Source organism: Lacibacter sp. H407, assembly GCF_037892605.1.
Classification (GTDB): domain Bacteria; phylum Bacteroidota; class Bacteroidia; order Chitinophagales; family Chitinophagaceae; genus Lacibacter.
Map to the genome: position 1 here is coordinate 2783311 of NZ_JBBKTU010000001.1, position 21956 is coordinate 2805266.

10 protein-coding genes are annotated in these 21956 nt (G+C 39.4%); all 10 read left to right on the forward strand.

All coding sequences use genetic code 11. The features are described from left to right. Positions 1-33 precede the first annotated feature (33 nt). The 10 genes from WG989_RS12090 (at position 34) to WG989_RS12135 (ending at position 21942) form a co-directional block, all read left to right on the forward strand. Positions 34-978, forward strand: coding sequence for a LamG-like jellyroll fold domain-containing protein (locus tag WG989_RS12090; RefSeq protein WP_340429712.1), 945 nt, complete (start codon positions 34-36; stop codon positions 976-978). 150 nt (positions 979-1128) lie between these two features. Continuing rightward, the gene (locus WG989_RS12095; RefSeq protein ID WP_340429714.1) at positions 1129-2703 is read left to right on the forward strand and encodes a glucoamylase family protein; all 1575 of its coding nucleotides are present in this window, start codon (positions 1129-1131) and stop codon (positions 2701-2703) included. Between the two features lie 134 nt (positions 2704-2837). After that, complete coding sequence (locus WG989_RS12100; protein WP_340429715.1) at positions 2838-4457, forward strand: GH35 family beta-galactosidase; 1620 nt, start codon at positions 2838-2840, stop codon at positions 4455-4457. Between the two features lie 370 nt (positions 4458-4827). After that, positions 4828-9822 carry a polysaccharide lyase family 8 super-sandwich domain-containing protein gene (locus WG989_RS12105; RefSeq protein ID WP_340429717.1) on the forward strand — a complete coding sequence of 1665 codons (4995 nt, stop codon included), beginning with the start codon at positions 4828-4830 and terminating at the stop codon, positions 9820-9822. 381 nt (positions 9823-10203) lie between these two features. Next, a complete protein-coding gene (locus WG989_RS12110) occupies positions 10204-11781 on the forward strand; it encodes a pectate lyase family protein (protein WP_340429718.1) in 1578 nt (525 codons plus the stop codon). 77 nt (positions 11782-11858) lie between these two features. Further along, a complete protein-coding gene (locus WG989_RS12115) occupies positions 11859-13226 on the forward strand; it encodes an acetylxylan esterase (protein ID WP_340429719.1) in 1368 nt (455 codons plus the stop codon). A 118-nt stretch (positions 13227-13344) separates the two neighbouring features. After that, on the forward strand, positions 13345-16596 hold the full coding sequence (locus WG989_RS12120; protein ID WP_340429720.1) for a ligand-binding sensor domain-containing protein: 3252 nt from the start codon (positions 13345-13347) through the stop codon (positions 16594-16596). A gap of 22 nt (positions 16597-16618) precedes the next feature. Further along, complete coding sequence (locus tag WG989_RS12125) at positions 16619-17392, forward strand: response regulator transcription factor (RefSeq protein WP_340429722.1); 774 nt, start codon at positions 16619-16621, stop codon at positions 17390-17392. Positions 17393-17515: 123 nt separating this feature from the next. After that, the gene (locus tag WG989_RS12130) at positions 17516-18790 is read left to right on the forward strand and encodes a glycoside hydrolase family 88 protein (protein WP_340429724.1); all 1275 of its coding nucleotides are present in this window, start codon (positions 17516-17518) and stop codon (positions 18788-18790) included. Positions 18791-18807: 17 nt separating this feature from the next. After that, positions 18808-21942: a SusC/RagA family TonB-linked outer membrane protein gene (locus WG989_RS12135; protein WP_340429726.1), complete on the forward strand. Its 3135-nt coding sequence runs from the start codon at positions 18808-18810 to the stop codon at positions 21940-21942. Positions 21943-21956 lie beyond the last annotated feature (14 nt).

Genomic DNA, 21956 nt, shown 5'->3' on the forward strand with positions numbered 1-21956 from the left:
TTTAAAACTATTAATTATCAAAAAAGTAAAATCATGAAACCAAATAATTATAATTTCTTAAAGGCAATTTTTACTGTAATAACAATCAGTTTTTTTTCAGCGTCGTGTTATAAAAAATACAACGCAAATGATTACGCTCCGTTGTTTCTGGTAAATGGTTATTCATATGTGAGTGAAATAGAACCCCAAAGCCTCATAGCCTATTGGAACTTTGAAGGTAATTTGAAAGATAGTGTGTCGAATACAACGGCAACGGGTACCAACACAAGTTTTGGTACGGGTTATCTTGGAAGTGCATTGCAAGGTGCAGCAAATGGATATGCTGTGGCAGATATATCAACTCAAATTGCGAAATTAAATGGCAGTTTTACGTTGAGTTTTTGGATGTATTATCCGAGTAATACAACAACAGATGATAATTGGGTGAATATTATTACCATCACCAATCCTGCAAACTACCAAAGTTGGAATGCTCCGTTCTGCGGAAATTTTAATTTCTTAAAATATCCCGGTTCAGATCGTAATAATGGCGCAGTTTCTCAATTTGGTTATCATGTAAGAAGTGTATCAGGTACAGGAAATTGGTGGGAGGGTCCTGAGAATTGGTTTAATAACTTATGGACCGCATCGGTATATGGTAATTGGGTAAACTGGACATTCACCTACCATGCCGCTACGAAAACATTTAATATTTATAAAAACAGTGCTCAGTGGGAAAGTGACGGATGGAAAGATCCGGGCGGTAGCAATACATACCCACAAGTTCAAAATAGCTTTTCGAATCTGCGATTCAATAATCCTCCAACGAAAATTATTTTTGGAGGTAATACAGATACAGGTGTAACATCTGACCAAACATGGGGCAAATCCATCAAAGGATATGATGGTAAGCTCGATGAAGTAAGAATTTATAACACAGCACTTACACAGCCTCAAATACAGGCTATGATCGGATTACAAGGAAAAGGAAGATTGTAAAAATGCTTCTGAAGATGATGAATTGAACAGATGAATAAATCCATGCTGAATATATTTTTTATAAGTACAGTGCTGTTATTTGGCAGTTCATGTAGCAAGAGTAGTAGCAATGCCAGCAATCCGGTTGTGCCGGCGTTAAACATAAATCTGTTGGTTAAAAAAGTAAATGATCAGGTTGTCAGCGCATCATCTGTTCAATTACAAACCAACAAAGCTGTTCTTCTGTTGAGCTTCTCGGAAAAAATCGATAGAAGTACAGTTGCGAATGCTGTAACATGGAAACTGGTAACTACATCTTCAAATGTGCCGGTTAGTATCGGTTTTGCCAATGGTGATTCTGCGTTGATTATTCAGCCGCTATCGCCATTGGCTTTTTTGTCCCGTTATTCTGTTGTCATTTCTACCGGATTAAAATCAATCAAAGGAGGTTCATTCTCGTCGTCTTTTTTACTGTCGTTGCGAACAGGAATTGATCCTTCCGATAAATTCCCGATTATTTCGGATCAAGCATTGCTTGATACTGTTCAAAGAAGAACGTTTAACTATTTCTGGGAGTACGGCCATCCTGTTTCAGGATTAGCCAGAGATAAAACAAACACGGCGGAATTAGATGATTGTTCAATTGGTGGTACAGGTTTCGGCATTCTTACAATTCCGATTGCTGTGAATAGAAATTTTATTACACGATCGGAGGGGTTGGCGAGGATGCAGAAAATTGTTGGCTTCTTACAGACAAAAGCAAAAACGTTTCATGGTGCATTTCCTCATCGTATAAACGGAACCACAGGCGAAGTAATAGTATGGTCGCCAAAAGATGATGGTGCCGATCTTGTTGAAACTTCTTTCTTAATGATGGGTCTGCTCACAGCGAGGCAATATTTTAGCGGCACAGATGTAAATGAAAGCTCGCTGCGTAGTGATATAAATACTTTGTTCAATAACGTTGAATGGACCTGGTTTAAAAAGGATAATCAAAATGCGTTGTATTGGTTGTGGAGTCCGAATCATAGTTGGGATATTACTTTTATGATACGGGGTTGGAATGAAACACTAATCACGTATGTAATGGCTGCATCTTCTGCAACACATACAATTTCCAAACAAGTGTATGATGATGGTTTTGCTAATAATGGAGGGTTTAAAAATGGACAGCAGTATTATGGTTTAATCCTGCCATTGGGAAGCTCTTTTGGCGGGCCTTTATTTTTATCGCAATATTCGTTTTTGTGTATTAAGCCAACGGGATTAAACGATACCTATGCCAACTATGAATTGCAAACAAAAAATCATTCGTTGATAAACCGAGCTTATTGTATAGAGAATCCTAAAAACTATGTTGGCTATAGTGATTCGTGTTGGGGACTAACAGCGAGTTCAACAAACGCTGGCTATACTTCCTGTGAACCTGCAAATGATGTTGGCGTGATTGCTCCAACTGCAGCATTATCTTCTTTTGCTTTTACACCCAATGAATCAATGGCGGCACTGAAATATTTTTATTACAAGCTCGGTGATTTACTGTGGAAGGATTATGGGTTTGCAGATGCGTTCAATTTGAATACGAATCCGGTTTGGATTGGTCCGCAGGAATTAGTATATAATCAACTTCCTGTTATGATAGCAATAGAGAACTATCGATCCGGACTTATTTGGGATTTGTTCACTTCTTGTCCTGAAGTAAAAGCCGGTATGCGAAAGCTGGGTTTTTCTGCTCCTTATTTATAACTGAAATCTCAAAAAATTATATGAAGGCTTTTACTAAGAGGATTATCATGTTCGGATGTTTGTTTTTCATTTGTGTGTTTACAGCAACCGCTCAAACAAATACAACTAAAACGAAGTCGCCACAGCTACCGTATTTGCGAACCCTGGAAAATCATACACAATTCATTGTGAACGGCAAACCTTTTTTGATGGTAGCAGGAGAGCTTCATAATTCTACCTCATCTGCTCCCGAATATTTCAGGCAGGCCATGCAAAATGCAAAAGATATGCATGTGAACACCGTCATTGCTTCTGTTGCTTGGGAGCAGTTTGAGCTGTCTGAAGGAAAATTTGATTATTCGCTGATTGACTTTATCCTGAAAAATGCGAATGAGAAGCAACTGAAAGTTATTTTGATCTGGTTTGCTACCTGGAAGAACGGCGAATCTTCTTATGTACCCCTTTGGATTAAGAAAGACACGAAACGTTTCTTTCGTATCCGAAATAAAGCAGGTGAAAGTATGACAGCGATTTCTCCTTTTTGTGAAGAAGCCATGATGGCTGACACGAGGGCGTTTGTAAAACTGATGAAATATATTAAGGAGAAAGATGTGAACCGTGCTATCATCATGATGCAACCTGAAAATGAAGTGGGCGCTTTTTCCGAAATGGACTATAATGAGGTTGCCATAAAAAAATATAGGGAGCAAGTGCCACAGGAATTAATTAGTTATCTCTTGGTAAATCATCACAACTTAGAACCGGAGTTGAAAGCATCGTGGGATGAAAACGGAAAAAAACAAAAAGGTAATTGGGGTGAATTGTTTGGTGAAAGAAATTATGCAGCTCAGAATTATTTTATGTCGTGGCAGTATGCGAAGTACATGAATGAAGTGTGTAAGCAAGGCAAAAGAATACTACCGCTCCCAATGTATGTGAATGCATGGCTTGTACAATACCCTGATGAGTTGCCCGGTAAATACCCGAACGGCGGCCCTGTATCAAGAGTGATGGATATTTACAAAGCAGCAGCACCTGACATTGATTTTATAGCACCTGATATTTATCTGCCGAATTTTAAAGAAGTGTGTGATATGTATTCACGTCATTCAAAAAAGAATCCATTATTTATTCCTGAATGTGAAAGAAGTAATCCCGGAAAGGCATATTATGCACTTGCCACACATGATGCACTTGGCTTCGGCCCATTTGGTATTGAATCATTAATAGCAGATAATGCATACTCGTTAAGTTTTAAGCTGCTGAAAGACGAGTTATTGCCAATCATCACACAATATCAGGGAAGTGGAAAAATGAAAGGAGTGCTGAGAGAAGGAAATGAGGATACTGCCAGCCTACTTATTGGTCAGTATAAATGCAATGTTGAGTTTACAAACAAAGGAAAGAATGCATACGGCATCATCATACAAACAGGTAAAGATGAATTTTTGGTTGCCGGTATAAACATGAAAGTAAATTTTGAAACGCTCGACAAAACCAAAAAAGCAGTTATCGGCGAAGTGCAGGAAGGAGGATTTTACAATGAACGTTGGGTGCCCAGCCGCTATTTGAATGGCGATGAAACATGGCACAATTCCTTTTTGTTTGTAACCGGACGAAGCTATTCTGTTGGTATTGAAAACGGGAAAAGGGTATTCAAACAAATATTAGCACCTCTTCCTGTTTTGAATACTAATTTGGAAGTTGGTTTAGAGCAGCAGCGTGTTGGTTGCCCTGGTATTTATCGGATAAAACTTTATCAGCTTGGAATATAAGATTCGATTGCCGATGGTAATTGTAGTTAGATTAATCTTTGGGAATATCAAATGTGAACTCCAAACATCACGATTGGCAATTCTAAGTGAATCATCAAAGCTTTTTCTTTGCAGAAATCCTTTGCGTTATATTTTTCATTTCGCTTTAGACGATTTTTAAGTAAGAGAAATATACAACCGATATTTCAGTGTGGCACGGTCTTTAAAATATTGTATAAATTATGGAGATAAGGGGCGATTGTAGATCGGTTCAACCAATCTTAATACATTTTTCCCCCTAAACTAAGACAGATTCATCCCTAAAGGCATTCTTCTTTTTATCAGATTTACCACGTAAAAAGTTTTCACTTTTAAAAAACGATTGTTTCTGATGAAAAAAAATCTCCTCTTTTTTGTAATGCTTCTGTGTGCAGTACAGTATGCAGCAGCTGCTGATTACTACACAGCTTCAGCAAGTGCTACGCTCACCGGTAATGGAACGGCTTCCGCCAACTGGACGACCAATCCCAATGGAATAACCGGTTTAACAACTGTTACTATTACAGCAACTGACAATCTTCTTATATTGAATGGGGGCACCGCCACCATTACGAATAGCGTCCCCATGACAATTGCTGCTTTAACTATAAATGCAGGAGGAACCATTGTTCACAACAACAATGCATGGTCCTCTACATTTACAATTACGGGTCTGCTAACATGGAATGGTACCATTCGAACATTACAGGCTACATCAGGAACTAATTTCTTCAATGCAAACGGAGATGTTACAGGCACTACTGCTATTCATCATGTGAACAGTACCCGGGGTGTATACCTGGGTGGGACAAACAAAACCATCAGCTTAACGCAGCTTTCATCAGGTGTTACCAATACAGCCAACATTAGTGTCGGTCTGCAGCTGAATGGCAGTTACCGTTCCTTGGCTGGAAATTGTAAGTTCTACAGTCCACTTGTTTTTAATACTGCAAGTTGCACTTTAGATCTTGCCGGATATAACTTACAGGCTTCTTCTATAAAAAGCGGAAACAGCACAACCCGTTTATTAAAAGGGCATGCCAATTCCAATCTTACCATTTCAGGAACAAGTGCAACGCTTCCAAGCAACGCAGCCACCATCATTACATTTGATCCTACAGCAGCAGTGTTGAATCAATTGAACATTAACAGCGGGTATTTATCCACTGCAGCGGGACCTGTTACTGTCAATGGAAATCTCACAGTTAACGCTTTAACCTTTGGAACAGCCTCAGGCGATAATGCTACCAGGATACTGCAGGTGAACGGAAATTTTTCATTAGCCAATAACGGAAGCTTACGTGTGCAGGCCGGGGGAACTACTGCAGGAACAACTTACGATCAGGTAAATGCAACAGGAAATATCAGTATCGGAACATCAACAACATTAAAGGTTGATTTTATTAACGCATACAGCACACCGGAACAGCCATCTCTTATATTTGTACAAACAACATCACCTGCAACTGTTGCAGGAACTTTCGGAACGATTTTAAACACATCCGGTTATACGGGTGATGTAACGTACACAGGAAATGCTGTAAACTATCAACTGCTTACATCGCCAGTGCCTGCAGCTCCATGTCCAATCAGTTTAACACCTGATTTGCCATTGCTGCCTTCGAACGCAACGATCGAAGCAGAGATCAATACAATTGTGCAGCGGTTTTCTGATGCTTATTTGGGTGTAGCTGAACCAACTGCGACTGCACTTACCAATGCCATCGCAAGTTACAATGCATTGAACATAACAGTAGACGGATACAGCATCTCAGCTCAAACAGCTGTTACCAGTTACAGTCAAACATCATTTTTAAAAACCTTTGCTCAATACCTCAAGTTCCATCCTGAGGATAACGATGTTTTCACGAAAGCTCTTAACACTGTGTGGCTGGTATCGGACAGAATGTGTAAAGGCTTATTTGAGATCGATTATAATCAATATGTGTATCGGGATTTTGCACGATCTGCTATCTTGATACCCCGCATTAAGGAGAACTCATTTGTAAAAAGCCTGTTTGAAAACGTATTGTATCAACAGGATAATTTTCTGCATTTCTGGGATCCAAACTATGTGGTAGGAATTAATGACGATCATTTGGGCAACAGCGGAAATGTAACGATGGCTTATATAAAATGGATTGAATCTGCGGATGAGCGTTACCGTTATATGACCGCATTTAAACGTTACATCGAAAATTTCACCCGCTATGCACCAGGTAATTCTTACGCCGGAATAAAACAAGATGGTTCAGGCTTTCATCACTGGACCGGATATCCATCCTATACATCGAATTTAAACAGCGTAGCAGAGATCATTTCCAATTTAAGGGAAACTTCTTTTCAAATAGACAATGCTGCCTACCTGCGACTAAGGGATGCAATCATGGCTCAGCTCATGTTTACCAATGATAATACCACGAGATTTTTAACGATGGGTGGAAGGAAGCCGGAGGAAGTTGCCACCACCATCAGCCGGTTTAGTTTGCGTAATATGGGAGTTGCCGGAGGAAGTATACTGGGTACTGGTGCATCAGATCCTGTGATAGCAACCTATTATAATCGTGTGTGGGGTGGTTACGCACCTTTTGGTAATAGTATAAAAGCTTCTTTTAACTCAGGTTATTTTCAGTTTAACCACAGCATGGCCGGTATATACAGAAAAGATGGATGGTTGGCTGTATGCAAGGGTTTTAACAATAATATGTTGGGTTCAGAAATTTATCCGGATGCAAATCGTTTCGGGCGCTATCAAAGTTATGGTGCAGTAAATATCATTTATCCCGGAGATGCACTTACAGGAAATGGATACGATGTAACAACATGGGATTGGAATTTCACTCCCGGTGCAACAGTTATCAGGCTTCCCTGGAATAAATTGCATGGCGAGAAACAACGTATCGACGAACTGCAACAGAAAAGATTTGTTGGTTCTTTAAGTTTTATCAATAAGAACGGATCTTATCTGAAAGCCATTCAAGGAACGTATGGTTTGTTTGCAATGGATTTTCAGGAAAGAACAGGCCAGGGATTTGGAACAGTCTATTCAACTGAAAATCATAACGCAACATTTGTGTTTAAAAAATCAGTGTTTGCGTTTGATAATATGTTGATTTGTTTGGGCTCCAATATTGGTAACAACGATGCAGCGAATACCACTATGACAGCGTTGTATCAACGTAAAACATCAGCAGCAAAAGAACAGGTAACAGTTGATGATAATTTATTGCCAACCGGCACTTACAACAACACTTATACCGATAATACCAACCACTGGATTGTAGATAATTACAACACCGGGTTTTATGTGTTTGCAGGAAGTGGTACAATTAAGCTATCAAAAGCCGATCAGCAAACACCACAACATGATAAGTTATTATCAGCTCAAACAATTACCAATAATCCTGTAGGAAATTATGCGAAAGGATTTCTTGATCATGGAACAGCGCCGTCAAACAAATCGTACGAATACATTTGTATGCCGAATGCTACTGCTACAACGATGGTTGATTTAAACAACCAGATAAGTACAGGCAACAAACCATATACGGTACACCGCCAGGACGGCATTGCACATATTGTAGAATACAAACCAACTGCTAACACGAATGCGATATTTGCATATGCTTTTTTCAGTGCGCTGTCCGGCATTAACAATAATGGATTATTGACAGGTGCTGATTATCCTTGCCTGGTCATGAGTAAATATGATACAGCACAAAAAACGTTTCAGATAGCAGTAAACAATCCTGATCTCGGATACAATTACAGATCAGATGCTGCATCTGTAACCAGGCAAATTAAAATCGCTATAAAAGGAACGAACTGGGAAGTTTCACAACCTCATGCGAATGCAAGTATAATTGATACAGCAAACGGAGAAACTATCCTACAATTTACAACAAGAGATGGATTACCGGTAGAAATTGTGTTGAGCCGGGTTTTAGCTCAGCAAACAATCAGCTTTGATCCAATCGCTGAAAAAGCAACGACTGATACAGCTTTTATTTTAACGGCAACTGCATCGTCAGGTCTGCCTGTCAGCTACAGCAGTTCTAACACCGCTGTTGCGTTAGTAAAAGGCGACACCGTAGTTGTTGTTGGCAAGGGTACAGCAACGATTACAGCTTTCCAAAAAGGCAATGATCTTTATGATGCTGCCACATCCATACAAACACTAACTGTGAAGGATGTTGAACCTCCGGTTTTAACGGCTCCTGCAAATATTAACGTGCATACAGATGCGGGCATAGCTACTGCAAGTAATGTGTCGCTTGGATTAGCAACAGCCAGCGATAATGATGCTCTTCAGTCTGTAACCAACAATGCTCCGGCAATTTATCCGGTGGGTGTAACAGAGGTTACCTGGACGGCAACAGATGTTTCCGGAAATATTACAACCGCAATACAACTGGTAACTGTAACAGATAATGAAGCACCGGCATTGATTGTACCTGCAGAGCAAAATGTATGTTATCAAGGATCGAACTACCAGTTGCCGGTTTTAACAGCAACAGATAATGTTGGTATTTCAACAATTCAATATACTATTTCAGGTGCTACTGAACGAAGTGGTAACGGAATAAATGCAAGCGGCTTGTTTGAAGAGGGTGTATCAACCATTACATGGACAGTGACAGATATGTACGGTAATCAGTCAACCGCTGTTTGTACGGTAACCATTCATAACCGATTAACTGTAACTATTGCAGATGTTTTTGCAGTGAATGCAGCAATGGATTTAAAGAACACACTTTATTTAGGTTATGGTCCGTCATCATTATCCATTACGGCTACGCCGCAAGGTGGAGCCGGAGAGTATCGTTACAGTTGGAGCAGCGGAGAACAAACGCAGTCAATTGCAGTTGCAGATGCAGGAACCTATACAGTAACTGTTACTGATTTGAAAGGTTGCCAAACTTCTGCAGCGATACAAATAAATGTAGTAGATGTGCGATGCGGTAACAATGGCAATAAGGTAAGAGTTTGCCATAACAATAACAGTATTTGTATTTCATCTGAAGCAATACAGGAACATTTAAATCATGGCGATGCGCTGGGTGAGTGTGGTGTAGCAGGCAGAAGGGTTACTACTACATCTGAATCGAATATCGAGATCATGAAAGTATTTCCTAATCCTGTTCAGGATATGTTATTTGTTACAGTTCATATGCTGGATAAGAACGCAAACGTACAAGTTTATAATGCGCAGGGAATGTTGGTGCGGAATGCAGCACTTGTGAAAACAAATCAGGGAATTTCATTGGGCGGATTGGCAGCAGGTATCTATTTTGTTCATGTTAAAAATGGTTTAGAATTAACCAGAAAGAAGATTGTAAAACTCTAACGTTTTTTAGATTAGTCAAACAAATAAGGCAGATGTGCGGAAGGGTTTCTACTCTTCCTGCACTAAGCCCGAATAAAAAATTCGGAAACCACTGCATGTAACTTCAGAGCAAAAAGTCACCTCATCTACTGTTTTAATTACAAGGTTACTATGTGCGACCGTTTTACTAAAGACATTCAGTATCTTGAACAGGTAAAAAAAAGCGGCGTTCATGTTGAAACATCCCGATATACCTAACGAGGAAAGAGATGCTTCCGCAGCAGCAGTGCTTGCATCCCGGAAGCATTGTTGCGTGCAAAACGTTCAACAGAAGAAAAATTTTTATTATGATTGAATAGTCGTTTTGTAAGACACTGAGTTTTTATAAAAAAGTTTCTCAACATGCGTAAATATATCGTTCTGTCAGCATTGCTTTTGTTAGGATTTTCTGCTATGGCGCAGTTTGCAGGAGTACCTTCAGAAGAAAAAAGGAAAAATATTATTGCAAATAAAATTGTCCGTTACACCGATTTTGGTGCAAAGGGTGATGGGAAAACGGATGATATAGAAGCAATTGTTGCTGCACATGCGTTTGCCAATCAATACCAGCTTTCTGTAAAAGCAGATGATGGAGCTACCTATTATATTGCTGGCAAAAACCGAACTGCAATCATTCAAACAAATACAGATTTTGGTAAGGCAGCATTTATCATAGATGATACAAATGTTGAAAACCGTGAAGCACATGTCTTTATGGTTAGTTCAGTGAAGGAATCATTTAAACTCAAAGGCATTTCATCACTTAAAAAAAATCAAACAAAAATTGATGTGTCTTTGCCCGGCACTTGTTTAATAACTGTTACCGATACAAACGTAAAACGTTATATCCGTTTTGGTGCAAATCAAAATAACGGTTCTTCACAAACGGATATTTTTATGGTTGATAAAAACGGGAACGTTGATATGAACGCCCCGATCATTTGGGATTTTGATCAAATTACCGACATCACTGCTCTTCCAATTGATGAAACCACGTTAACCATCTCCGGCGGACGTTTCACTACGATAGCCAACAAAGCAGAATCAAAGTACACGTATTACAGCCGGGGAATCATCATCAAACGTTCCAATGTAATTCTAACGGGACTTGAACATCGTGTTACCGACGAAGGAGATCATGGAGCACCTTATGGCGGCTTCATTACTATCAGAGACTGTTCGAATGTACGGGTTCAGAATACGCTGCTCACAGGTCATAAAGTGTATCAAACTATTGGGAACGCAGGCGTTCCGGTTTCTATGGGCAGTTACGACTTATCTCCATCCAGAGCCTTGAATGTTTCAATCGTAAACTGTCGCCAAACAAACGATATCAACGATAACAGGTATTGGGGAATCATGGGCTCTAACTTCTGTAAAAATATTTTGTACGACAGTTGTACTTTTTCCAGATTTGATGCGCATCAGGGTGTTGCCAATGCTACTATCCGCAACTCAACGTTAGGACATCAGGGAATCAATGCAATTGGTAGTGGAAGTTTTATTGTAGAGAACTCCACTGTTTACAGTAGAAGCTTTATCAATTTGCGTAACGATTACGGCAGTACTTGGCAGGGAGAGCTCATCATCCGTAACTGTGTGTTCGTTCCTGCAGGTGGCAACGCTTCAAGCGCCAGTTTGATCAGCGGATCTTATTCCGGTCAGCATGATTTCGGTTATACCTGTTATATGCCGGAGCGAATTACAATCGAAAACTTACGTGTCGACGATGCGAAACATCCAACGGACTATCAAGGGCCTGCTATTTTTTCAAACTTCAATCCAAAGATGACTGGTGATACATATCAAGAGAAGTTTCCTTATGTAAAAACCAAGGAAGTTATACTCAGGAACGTGACAACGGTAAGCGGAAAGAGGTTGAGAGTTAGCGATAATATGTACATGTTTAAAGATGTTAAAGTAAAAAATGAAAATAGATAATCGTTGTATAATGATGCATCCTTTAGTAGAACAAAAAACAATCAATATTTCACCAGTTAATTTTTAAAATCTGTCATATGATGAAGCGAATGCAAAAAGCTTTTCTGTCCCGTACTTCAGTTTGGATGTTCACAGCGGTTATACTAAGTCTGAACGTTGCAAAGGCAAAAACGCCAAGGCATACATCTGAAACAGCTGCTGTTCAGCGTATAGATAAACCTGCAGCTGCGGAGGCTGTTGTTGTGAAGGTGACAGCTGATCATAGTGATTGGCTGTACAAAATCAATGAAAAAGTTGTGTTTAAAATTTCTGTACTACAGGATGGCAAACCAATGAAGGGCGCAAAACTCAGTTACGAAATCGGACCTGAAAAAATGCCTCCTGTACAAACAGGGGAAGTGCAATTAATTGGTTCGGATTTGGTACTTGACGGTGGTGCCATGCAAACAGGTGGTTTTCTTCGCTGCGTGGCAACGGTAGAATATGAGGGAAAAAAATTCAGGGGAATGGCAACTGCGGCCATAAGCCCTGAGTCAATTCAACCCACCACTGTTATGCCAAATGATTTTATGGAATTCTGGACCAAAGCCATTGAAGACAACAAAAAGATACCCATGGATCTGCACATGGAACTTCAGCCGCAACTGAGTAACGACAAGGTAAATGTGTACCAGGTAAACATGCAAAACCATAAAGTCGGTATGCGTTTGTATGGAATGCTGAGCATGCCGAAAGCTCCGGGGAAATATCCGGCTGTGTTCAGGGTTCCCGGTGCAGGTGTTCGTCCGTATAAGGGTGATGTAAAGCTGGCCGAAAAAGGAATCGTTGTTTTTGAAATCGGCATTCACGGAATACCTGTTAACCTCGATTCGATAGTGTATGAAAATCTGCGCTTTGGTGCGTTGCTTGGTTATCCAACGTTTAACCTCGACAACCGTGATGAGTATTATTACAAGCGTGTTTACCTTGGTTGTTTACGTTCTGTCGATTTCATTTTTTCGTTACCAGAATTTGATGGCAGCAACATGATCGTCATGGGAGGAAGTCAGGGTGGTGCATTGGCATTGGTAACAGCAGCATTGGACAAACGTGTGAAAACAATTTTGTGTACACATCCCGCATTAAGTGATCTTACAGGATATCAAATTGGCAGAGCCGGTGGATGGCCGCACATGTTTGCTAAAAAAGAGCATTTAACCAAAGAGAAAATTGAAACATCACGTTACTACGATGCAGTAAATTTTGCCCGACTCATTAGCATTCCTGGATTTTACTCGTTGGGCTACAATGATGAAACCACACCGCCTACTTCTCTTTACGCTACGTTTAATAGTATTAAGGCGCCTAAAACATTTTTTATTGATAAGGAAACGGGGCATGCCGTTACGCAGGCGCAACGCAATAAACAAATTGAATTTATTTTGCAAACATTGAAATTAAATTGATCATGATTCATTCAATAAAGACAACTTCAATGATGATCTACAGGTCTGTTGTTGCCAAATAAATTTAAACCATAACTTCGGTTAAGATGAAGTCATCTTGCTGATAAAAAAATGTTCTGTGGGTAGATTGCTTTTAACTGTTGCTGTATTATGCTGGGGAATACTCTGGAGTACGCCGGTATGCGCTCAGAAAAAGCTTTCGTTCAAACACTTTACTGTAGAAAACGGACTCTCTTCCCCATCTGTATTATCCATTACGCAAGATCAGAAAGGATTCCTTTGGGTAGGAACAATGGATGGTTTAAATCGATATGACGGGAAAAACGTAAAAATTTACCGTTCGTTTTACAAGGACAATAGTATCGGTTCCCGCATAAAAATAAACAATACTCTTGCCGGACGAAAAAATGAACTATGGATCGGTACAAATAATGGATTATATCTTTATAACGATCTGACAGATACGTTTATTTACTATGAGCATTCCGCTTCTGATAAAAGAAGTATTATCAGCAATAACATCAATTCTTTAGATAAAGACAGTAGTGGTGATATATGGGTAAGTACAGCAGAGGGATTGAATAAAATTGTACAAAACGATTCGTCTTATAGTTTCCTCCCTGTTCCATTCGAAAATGATAAAACCAGTGGTATAAAAAATATACAATGTGTTTTTGAAGCGGGTAATGGTAAGATGATTGCAGGTACAAATGATGGCGTTGTTGTTTTTTTTAAATCGGATGTAAACGGGGCTGCTGTAAAAATAAAGAGAGCCTTACAAGGTATTCCTGTGGTTTCTATAGTAAAAGATAAGCATCAAAACTTCTGGATAGGAACAAGGGGAAACGGTTTAATTAAAACCGATCATGAATTCCGGATAGTAAAGCAGTACAACGAAGATAGCAAGCCTGTTGGCCTTCTCAGTAACATTATACGTAAACTCCGTATTGATACGGCCGGACGAATCTGGATAGGAACATTGAAAGGCTTAAACCTGTTTTATCCTGAAATTGAAAAAATCGAATCGTATGCACATCATCCTGATGATGCACGGTCGCTAAACTTTAATTCGATATATGATCTGTTTGAAGACAGACAAGGTAATATCTGGATCGGTACTTATTTTGGCGGACTAAACTATGTGGAGTCTCTTACAACTCCGTTTATCGTTTATCAGAACGATACGAAAGGTAAAGGTGTAAGTAGTAATATTATCAGTGCAATCATTGAAGATCAACATAATAATTTATGGATTGGTACAGAGGCTGAAGGGCTGAACTACTATGACAGGAAGAGAAATATATTCGTCCGTTCAACGAATCCAAAAGATCCCAATTCATTTTTAACTTCTAACCTTGTAAAAGCGCTGTTGCTTGACAATAAGAAAAATTTGTGGGTAGGCATGTCAAGAGGCGGGGTTAACGTATTTGAACCATCCGGTAAAAAATGGAAAGAGTTTGGGCCTGACAAAGGAAGTAATACGATCAATTCAGAAAGTGTTTCATCCTTACTGCAAGATCATAAAAACCGGATATGGATCGGAACAGATGATAACGGTCTAAATATTTATGATGGTGCCAAAGGAAAACCTGAACAATTTGAAACGTTGTATCCGGGTAAGAATTTGTCTGACAGGGGAATTACCTGCATGTTTGAAGATTCAATGCATAACATCTGGATTGGAACCGGTCAGGGATTAAACATGATCTCCTCAAATGGTGCCAAATTCATTCAATTCTTTCAAGGCAAACAACCCGATCAACTACAATCAGATTTTATTACATGTATTACACAAGATCAAAATGGAATCATCTGGATCGGGACGTACATGGGGCTTTCTGCTTATGACCCGGATAAAAATAGTTTTACCACTTACACCATCACTGAAGGTCTTGCAGATAATAAAATCGCAGGTATCGTTGTTGATAACCGTAATAATTTATGGGTGAGTACAAATAATGGACTTAACAGATTTGATCGGTTAAGGAAACAATTTTATTTATACGACTCACATGATGGTTTGCCGGGCAAAGTATTCAACTACCGTTCATTTTTCAAAGACAAACAAGGCCATATTTTCTTTGGTACTCATAATGGGTTGGTGGAGTTTGATCCAAACAATGTTGAAATGAACAGGCAGGCCCCCGGCATTGTTCTAACGGAGCTTCGTATAAACGGGCTTCCGGTCAAAACGAATGATTCGTCCGGAATTCTAAAAGCTGATATTTCAGAGATAAATGAATTGATTCTTGATTACAGTCAAAACGTGTTTTCGATTGAGTATGCTGTAATGAATTTTGTGAAACCATCAAAAAACAGGTCAGCCTATCTGCTGAAAGGATTTAATAAAGACTGGGTTTATACTGATGCACATCATGCATCATTTACAAATTTGCAGCCGGGCACTTATTTCCTCATGATCAAAGGAGCAAATAATGATGGCGTGTGGAATGAGGTTCCTTATCAAATCAAACTAAAAATACTTCCGCCACCATGGAAAACGTGGTGGGCTTATACGTTATATGCATTATTCGTTGCGTTGCTTGCATTCGGGATCATTTACTTTTTTGTTTCGAGAGCATCACTAAAGAGGGAAATCCGATATGAACATATGTTGAACCAGCAACAGCAGGAGCTTCATCAAATGAAGTTGGATTTTTTTACACATATCTCCCATGAAATCAGAACACCACTTACACTTGTAATTGGCCCTGTAGAAATGTTAATGAAAAAATTTTCAGGCAATACGATGGCGCAAAGTATGCTGAAGAATATTAAAAGTAATGCTGACCGACTGTTAACCCTCACCAATGATTTGCTGGACTTTCGAAAGGCAGAGGCTGGTTATACCAAATTGAAAATTGCCCGGTCAGATATTGCAGAATTTACAAAATCCGTTTTCGATAAATTTATTGGCGCCGCTGAGAAAAAAAATATTCATTACGATTATATATGTGATGAAAAAGAGCTGCTCGTCTATTTTGATGCACATCATCTTGAGATTGTACTTTCGAATTTGCTGGCGAATGCCATGAAATTTGCTCCTGAATCAGGAAAGGTTTCGGTGGCTGTAATAAAAACAGAACAGGAAAGTGTTGATATTGAAATATTCGATAATGGCTGTGGTATTCCACTTGAACATCAGGAACATATATTCACCCGTTTTTATCAGGCAAATACCGGCACCTCAAAAAGTGAAGGATCGGGTATAGGGTTGGCTTTTTCAAAGAAATTGGTAGAGTTGCACAAAGGAACACTTCGTTTCAAAAGCGGAAAGAACATGCAAACAGGTAATATGGAAACCCGTTTTATTGTTAACTTACGGCTTGGGAAGAATCATTTGAAAGATGATTATCCTGTGTTAGATTGATTTGTTTGCCTAAACCAGTTCCATGTCCCAGGTCCGTATTTTAATTATTGAGGATACTCCCGATGTCAGGGCATTTATTAAAGCCTGTCTGGAAGAAGATTATACCATACTCGAAGCTGAGAATGGAGTGAAAGGCTGGGAGCTTGCTGTGAATGAACTTCCCGATCTGATCATAACCGATGTAATGATGCCGCAAATGGACGGTAATGAATTTTGCAGAAATCTGAAACAGGATGAACGCACAAGTCATATTCCCGTTATTATGCTTACTGCAAAAGCTGCTGAAGATCAACTCATCGAAGGACTCGAAAGCGGTGCAGACATCTATCTTACCAAGCCTTTCAGTATTGTGGTTTTACAAAACTATATCAGCAATCTGCTGAAACTAAAAACTGTTTTGCGACAACGTTACAGTCAAAAGATTTATCTGGAACCATTGGATGTGGAAGTAGGAACGGTAGATAAAAAATTTATGGAACGGCTGATGAGTGTTGTCGAAGATCATCTCGGACAACCTGATTTCAATGTGCCTTCTTTAGCAAAAGAGCTGGGTATGAGTAAGGCTGTTCTCTATAAAAAATTTAATGCTTTGGTGCATATTCCTATAGGCGAGTTTATTAAACATATGCGTCTGAAAAAGGCGGCCTCTCTTCTGGTGAACGATAGTATGAATATTTCTGAAATAGCCTGGGAAGTAGGATTCAACGACCGTAAATATTTCAGTAAAGAATTCAGGAAGTTTTTTGGCAAGTCTCCATCAGAATATCTTGCAGAAAGGGGAGGGAAAATCTCATAATCTGCTTTCTGATAAAAATATACCCCCTTTTAGAGAGAATTCTGCCCTCTTGGTTAGTAAAGTATTCAGCAGATTTGTTTATTCATTTTAGGGTGAAACAGACGATTTGTTAATACTAGCCATATGCAGTTGAAAAAAAAATATACATTTAAACTTGTTGTTACCGTTGTTGTCATCGGTACTCTTTGTGCCTTCTCTTTCAGTCAAAATAAAAAGCCGGCGAAAGTATTAGTAGAACAAGCTTTCAAAACAGCAGAAGAACAGTACACAGACATGCTGCTGCGCTCCACTGATCTTACAAAGTATCCACGAACAACAGATGCAAAAGGAAATACTGCTTATGTTCCCATATCCGACTGGACCGGTGGTTTTTGGCCGGGCAATCTCTGGTATGTGTATGAATATACCAAAGATGATCAGTGGAAAAATGCAGCTATTCGGTGGACAGAGAGTTTAGAAGCAAATCAGTTTAACACAAGTCATCATGATCTTGGTTTTATGATGTATTGCAGTTACGGTAATGCATACCGTTTAACTAAAAACGAAGCATACAAAGCCATTCTGATCCAATCAGCGAAATCACTCAGCAAGCGTTTTGATCCACGTGTGGGTTGTATAAAATCATGGAACTACCGCCTTTCGTGGGATGGTACAACCAAATGGTATTATCCTGTTATCATTGATAACATGATGAATCTGGAATTGTTATTTTTTGCATCAAAAGTTACCGGCGATCCATTGTATAAAAATATTGCTGTAAAACATGCTGAAACAACGATGAAACATCATTTCCGTGATGATTACAGCTCTTACCACGTTGTGAATTATGATACACTTACAGGCAATGTATTGAACAAACAAACCTGCCAGGGTTATGCTGATAATTCAACATGGGCACGTGGACAGGCATGGGCTATTTACGGCTACACAATGACCTATCGTGAAACTGGCGATAAACGCTTTTTGCAATTAGCTCAAAAGCTTACAGATTTTTATATAAATAATCCCAACTTGCCAAAAGACAAAATTCCTTATTGGGATTTTAATGTGAATGAAGCGGGGTATAAGCCCGACTGGAAATACGATCCATCAAAATTCAGTTATACTCCCCGTGATGCTTCTGCTGCCGCCATTGTAAGTTCTGCATTATTTGAATTAAGCAAACATCTTGGTACTAAAGGAAATCACTATAAAGAGTTTGCTGTTGCCTCTCTTCAATCACTCAGCAGTCCTGATTATTTTGCCAAGCACGGCACGAATGGGAATTTCTTAATCAAACATTCAGTAGGAAGTATTCCGCATGGAGCTGAAGTGGATGTTCCTATTGTTTATGCCGATTATTATTATCTGGAGGCGTTACTACGCTATAATCAAATAACCAAAGCTTTAAATAAATAATCCAAAATTTACGCATTATGAGACGTTGCTTGCTTGCATGTATTCTGCTGCTGAATCTGTCCCTTGCCTTTGCGCAACAGGTTACAATCAGCGGAACTGTTACCGGTTCTGATAACGCTCCAGTAGAAGGAGTTTCAGTGAAAGTGAAAGGATCACAAACAGCCGGCGCTATTACCAATGCGGAAGGTAAATACCGCATTACCATTTCCACCCGGGATGCATTTTTGATTTTTTCGCATGTTGGCTATTTAGACAGAGAATTATCGCCCGGTAAAAATTCAACTTTAGATGTTGTGCTGCAGTCAAGAATAAAAGAATCGGAAGAGGTGGTTGTAGTTGGCTACGGAACCGTGAGGAAAAAAGATCTTACCGGTTCGGTTGCAAAAGTGAACATGGAAGATATCAATAAAGCACCGGTGCGTTCATTTGATGAAGCACTTGCCGGTCGTACTGCTGGTGTTCAGGTGCAATCGAGTGATGGGCAGCCGGGCTCAGGTATCAGCATTGTTGTAAGGGGTAATAATTCCATTACACAAAACAACTCACCGCTCTATGTTATCGATGGATTTCCTATTGAAAATTCAGATAACAATGCCATCAATCCAGCCGATATTGAAACCATTGAAGTATTGAAAGATGCATCTGCAACTGCAATTTATGGTGCACGTGGTGCGAATGGGGTTATTATGATCACAACAAAGAAAGGAAAAGAAGGCCCGCCGGTCATTTCATTGAATGTATCATATGGTACTCAAAAAGCACTAAAGAAAATGGATTTATTAAGTGCTTATGAATATGTACGCTATCAAATAGAATCTGATCCTGCACTTACTCCTGCTGCTGGTTCTTTTGGACAAACTCCAACCCAGATTTATCTTGCTAACGGAAAAAGTATAAACGACTATAAAAATGAAAAAGCTTTTGATTGGCAGGATGCGGTTTTGCGTGAGGCGCCAATGGCCAACTACAACCTGGCTGTAACAGGAGGCACCAAGCAAACAAGATATGCCATTTCAGGTTCGTACCTCGATCAACAGGGAATTCTGATAAACTCCGGATACAAACGCTATCAGGGAAGAATCGTTTTAGATCAAACTATCAATTCAAAATTGAAGATCAGCGTTAATGCTAACTACAGCAATTTGATGCAATCAGGTATCAGTCCCAGTCAAAGTGTTTTCAGTGCCAGTCATAATCTGATGGTTGCAATCTGGGGTGCAAGACCTGTTTCTCCTGATGTAGACGATCCGGATGATATGCTGTTTGATCCTACTATTAATTCGGCAACTGACTATCGAGTAAACCCTGTAGTCAATCAAAAAAATCTCGTTCGAAATAACCGTTTGCAGAATTTTACAGTAAATGCTTATGCAGAGTATGCAATAATGCCAAGCTTAAAATTGCGGATTAGTGGCGGCATTGTACAGAACATTGGCGAGAATGAAGTATTTAATAATTCCCAAACCCAGTATGGCAATCCCCGATCATTGGATCAGGTAAATGGTTCCATCGCTTTTCCAAAAAACAGTTCCTGGTTAAATGAAAATACACTGAACTGGAATAAGTCATTTGGAAAATCACATACTCTGAATGCTGTTGCCGGATTCACTGCACAGTCGGGAAAATCTTCAGCATATGGAATGCGGGCAACACAACTTCCGAACGAAGAGTTAGGACTCAGCGGTTTGGATGAAGGTATTTTACAGCCGATTTCTGCAACAAGTTCCTTGTGGTCGATGGCTTCTTATCTGGGAAGAGTGAATTACAGTTACAAATCAAAATACCTGTTTACTGCTTCTTTCCGTGCTGATGGATCGTCAAAGTTCTCAGCAAACAACAGATGGAGTTATTTCCCTTCCGGAGCTTTTTCATGGCGTTTTTCGAAAGAAAATTTTCTGGTGAACAGCAAAATTTTGTCGGAGGGTAAATTCAGAGTAAGCTATGGGCAAACAGGAAATAACCGTGTAAGCGATTTTGCTTATCTAACACTCATGCGGTTAACGAACCCACTTTATGTTTTCAATAATAACTATCAACCGGGAGTTGAAGCTGTACAGTTAGGTAACAGCGATCTGCGTTGGGAAAATACACAGCAGATTGATGTGGGTGTTGATTTAGGATTTTTTGATCAGCGATTAAACTTTACCGCTGACGTTTATCAAAAAACAACTCCGGATCTGTTATTGAATGCCGATCTTCCTACATCTACCGGTTTTACCACTGTGTTTAAAAATGTAGGTAGTGTGCGCAACCAGGGACTTGAGTTTTCATTGAATTCGGTGAACATACAAAAGGCTAAGTTTTCATGGAGTTCAAGTTTTAATATTTCCTTTAATAAAAGTGAGGTGTTGAAACTGGCCGAAGATCAGGAAGCATTATTAAGTAATATCAACTGGGATCAGAACTGGAGAAATACACCTGCTTATATTGCAAAACTCGGAATGCCGCTGGGTATGATGTATGGATTTATCTGGGATGGTGTTTATACCTACGATGATTTTAACAGAACAGGCACCGGTGGATATATTTTAAAGGATAATGTTACTACCAATGGAAACAACAGAGATAGAATTCAACCGGGCGATATTAAGTACAGAGATCTTAATGGCGATAAAGTGGTAAATGCAAATGATTACACAATCATCGGCAGAGGATTGCCAGTTCATTATGGAGGCTTTACCAACAATTTTACCTACGGTGATTTTGATCTGAATATATTCTTCCAGTGGTCGTACGGTAATGATATCTTAAATACGAATCTTGTCTATTTCGGAGCAAATGAGGCACACACAAGCAGAAACCTGTTTGCTTTTTACAAAGACCGCTGGACACCTGAAAACCCCGATTCAAAGATTCCACGTTTGAAAGGTTTTCGTGGAGGTGGATATTCTTCATACATGGTTGAAGATGGTTCCTATCTGCGTTTAAAAACAGTATCACTGGGTTATAATGTAAATGGCAGATTGCTTTCGAAAGTGAAGATCAGAAGTCTCAGAGCTTATGTGTCTGCGCAAAATTTAATCACATGGACAAACTACACCGGTCTTGATCCGGAAGTAAGTGCATACAATTCGGCTCTTACACCCGGCTTTGATTTTTCAACATACCCACGTGCAAGAACAATCACGTTTGGTTTAAACTTATCCTTCTAATTTTTTAAAAATAC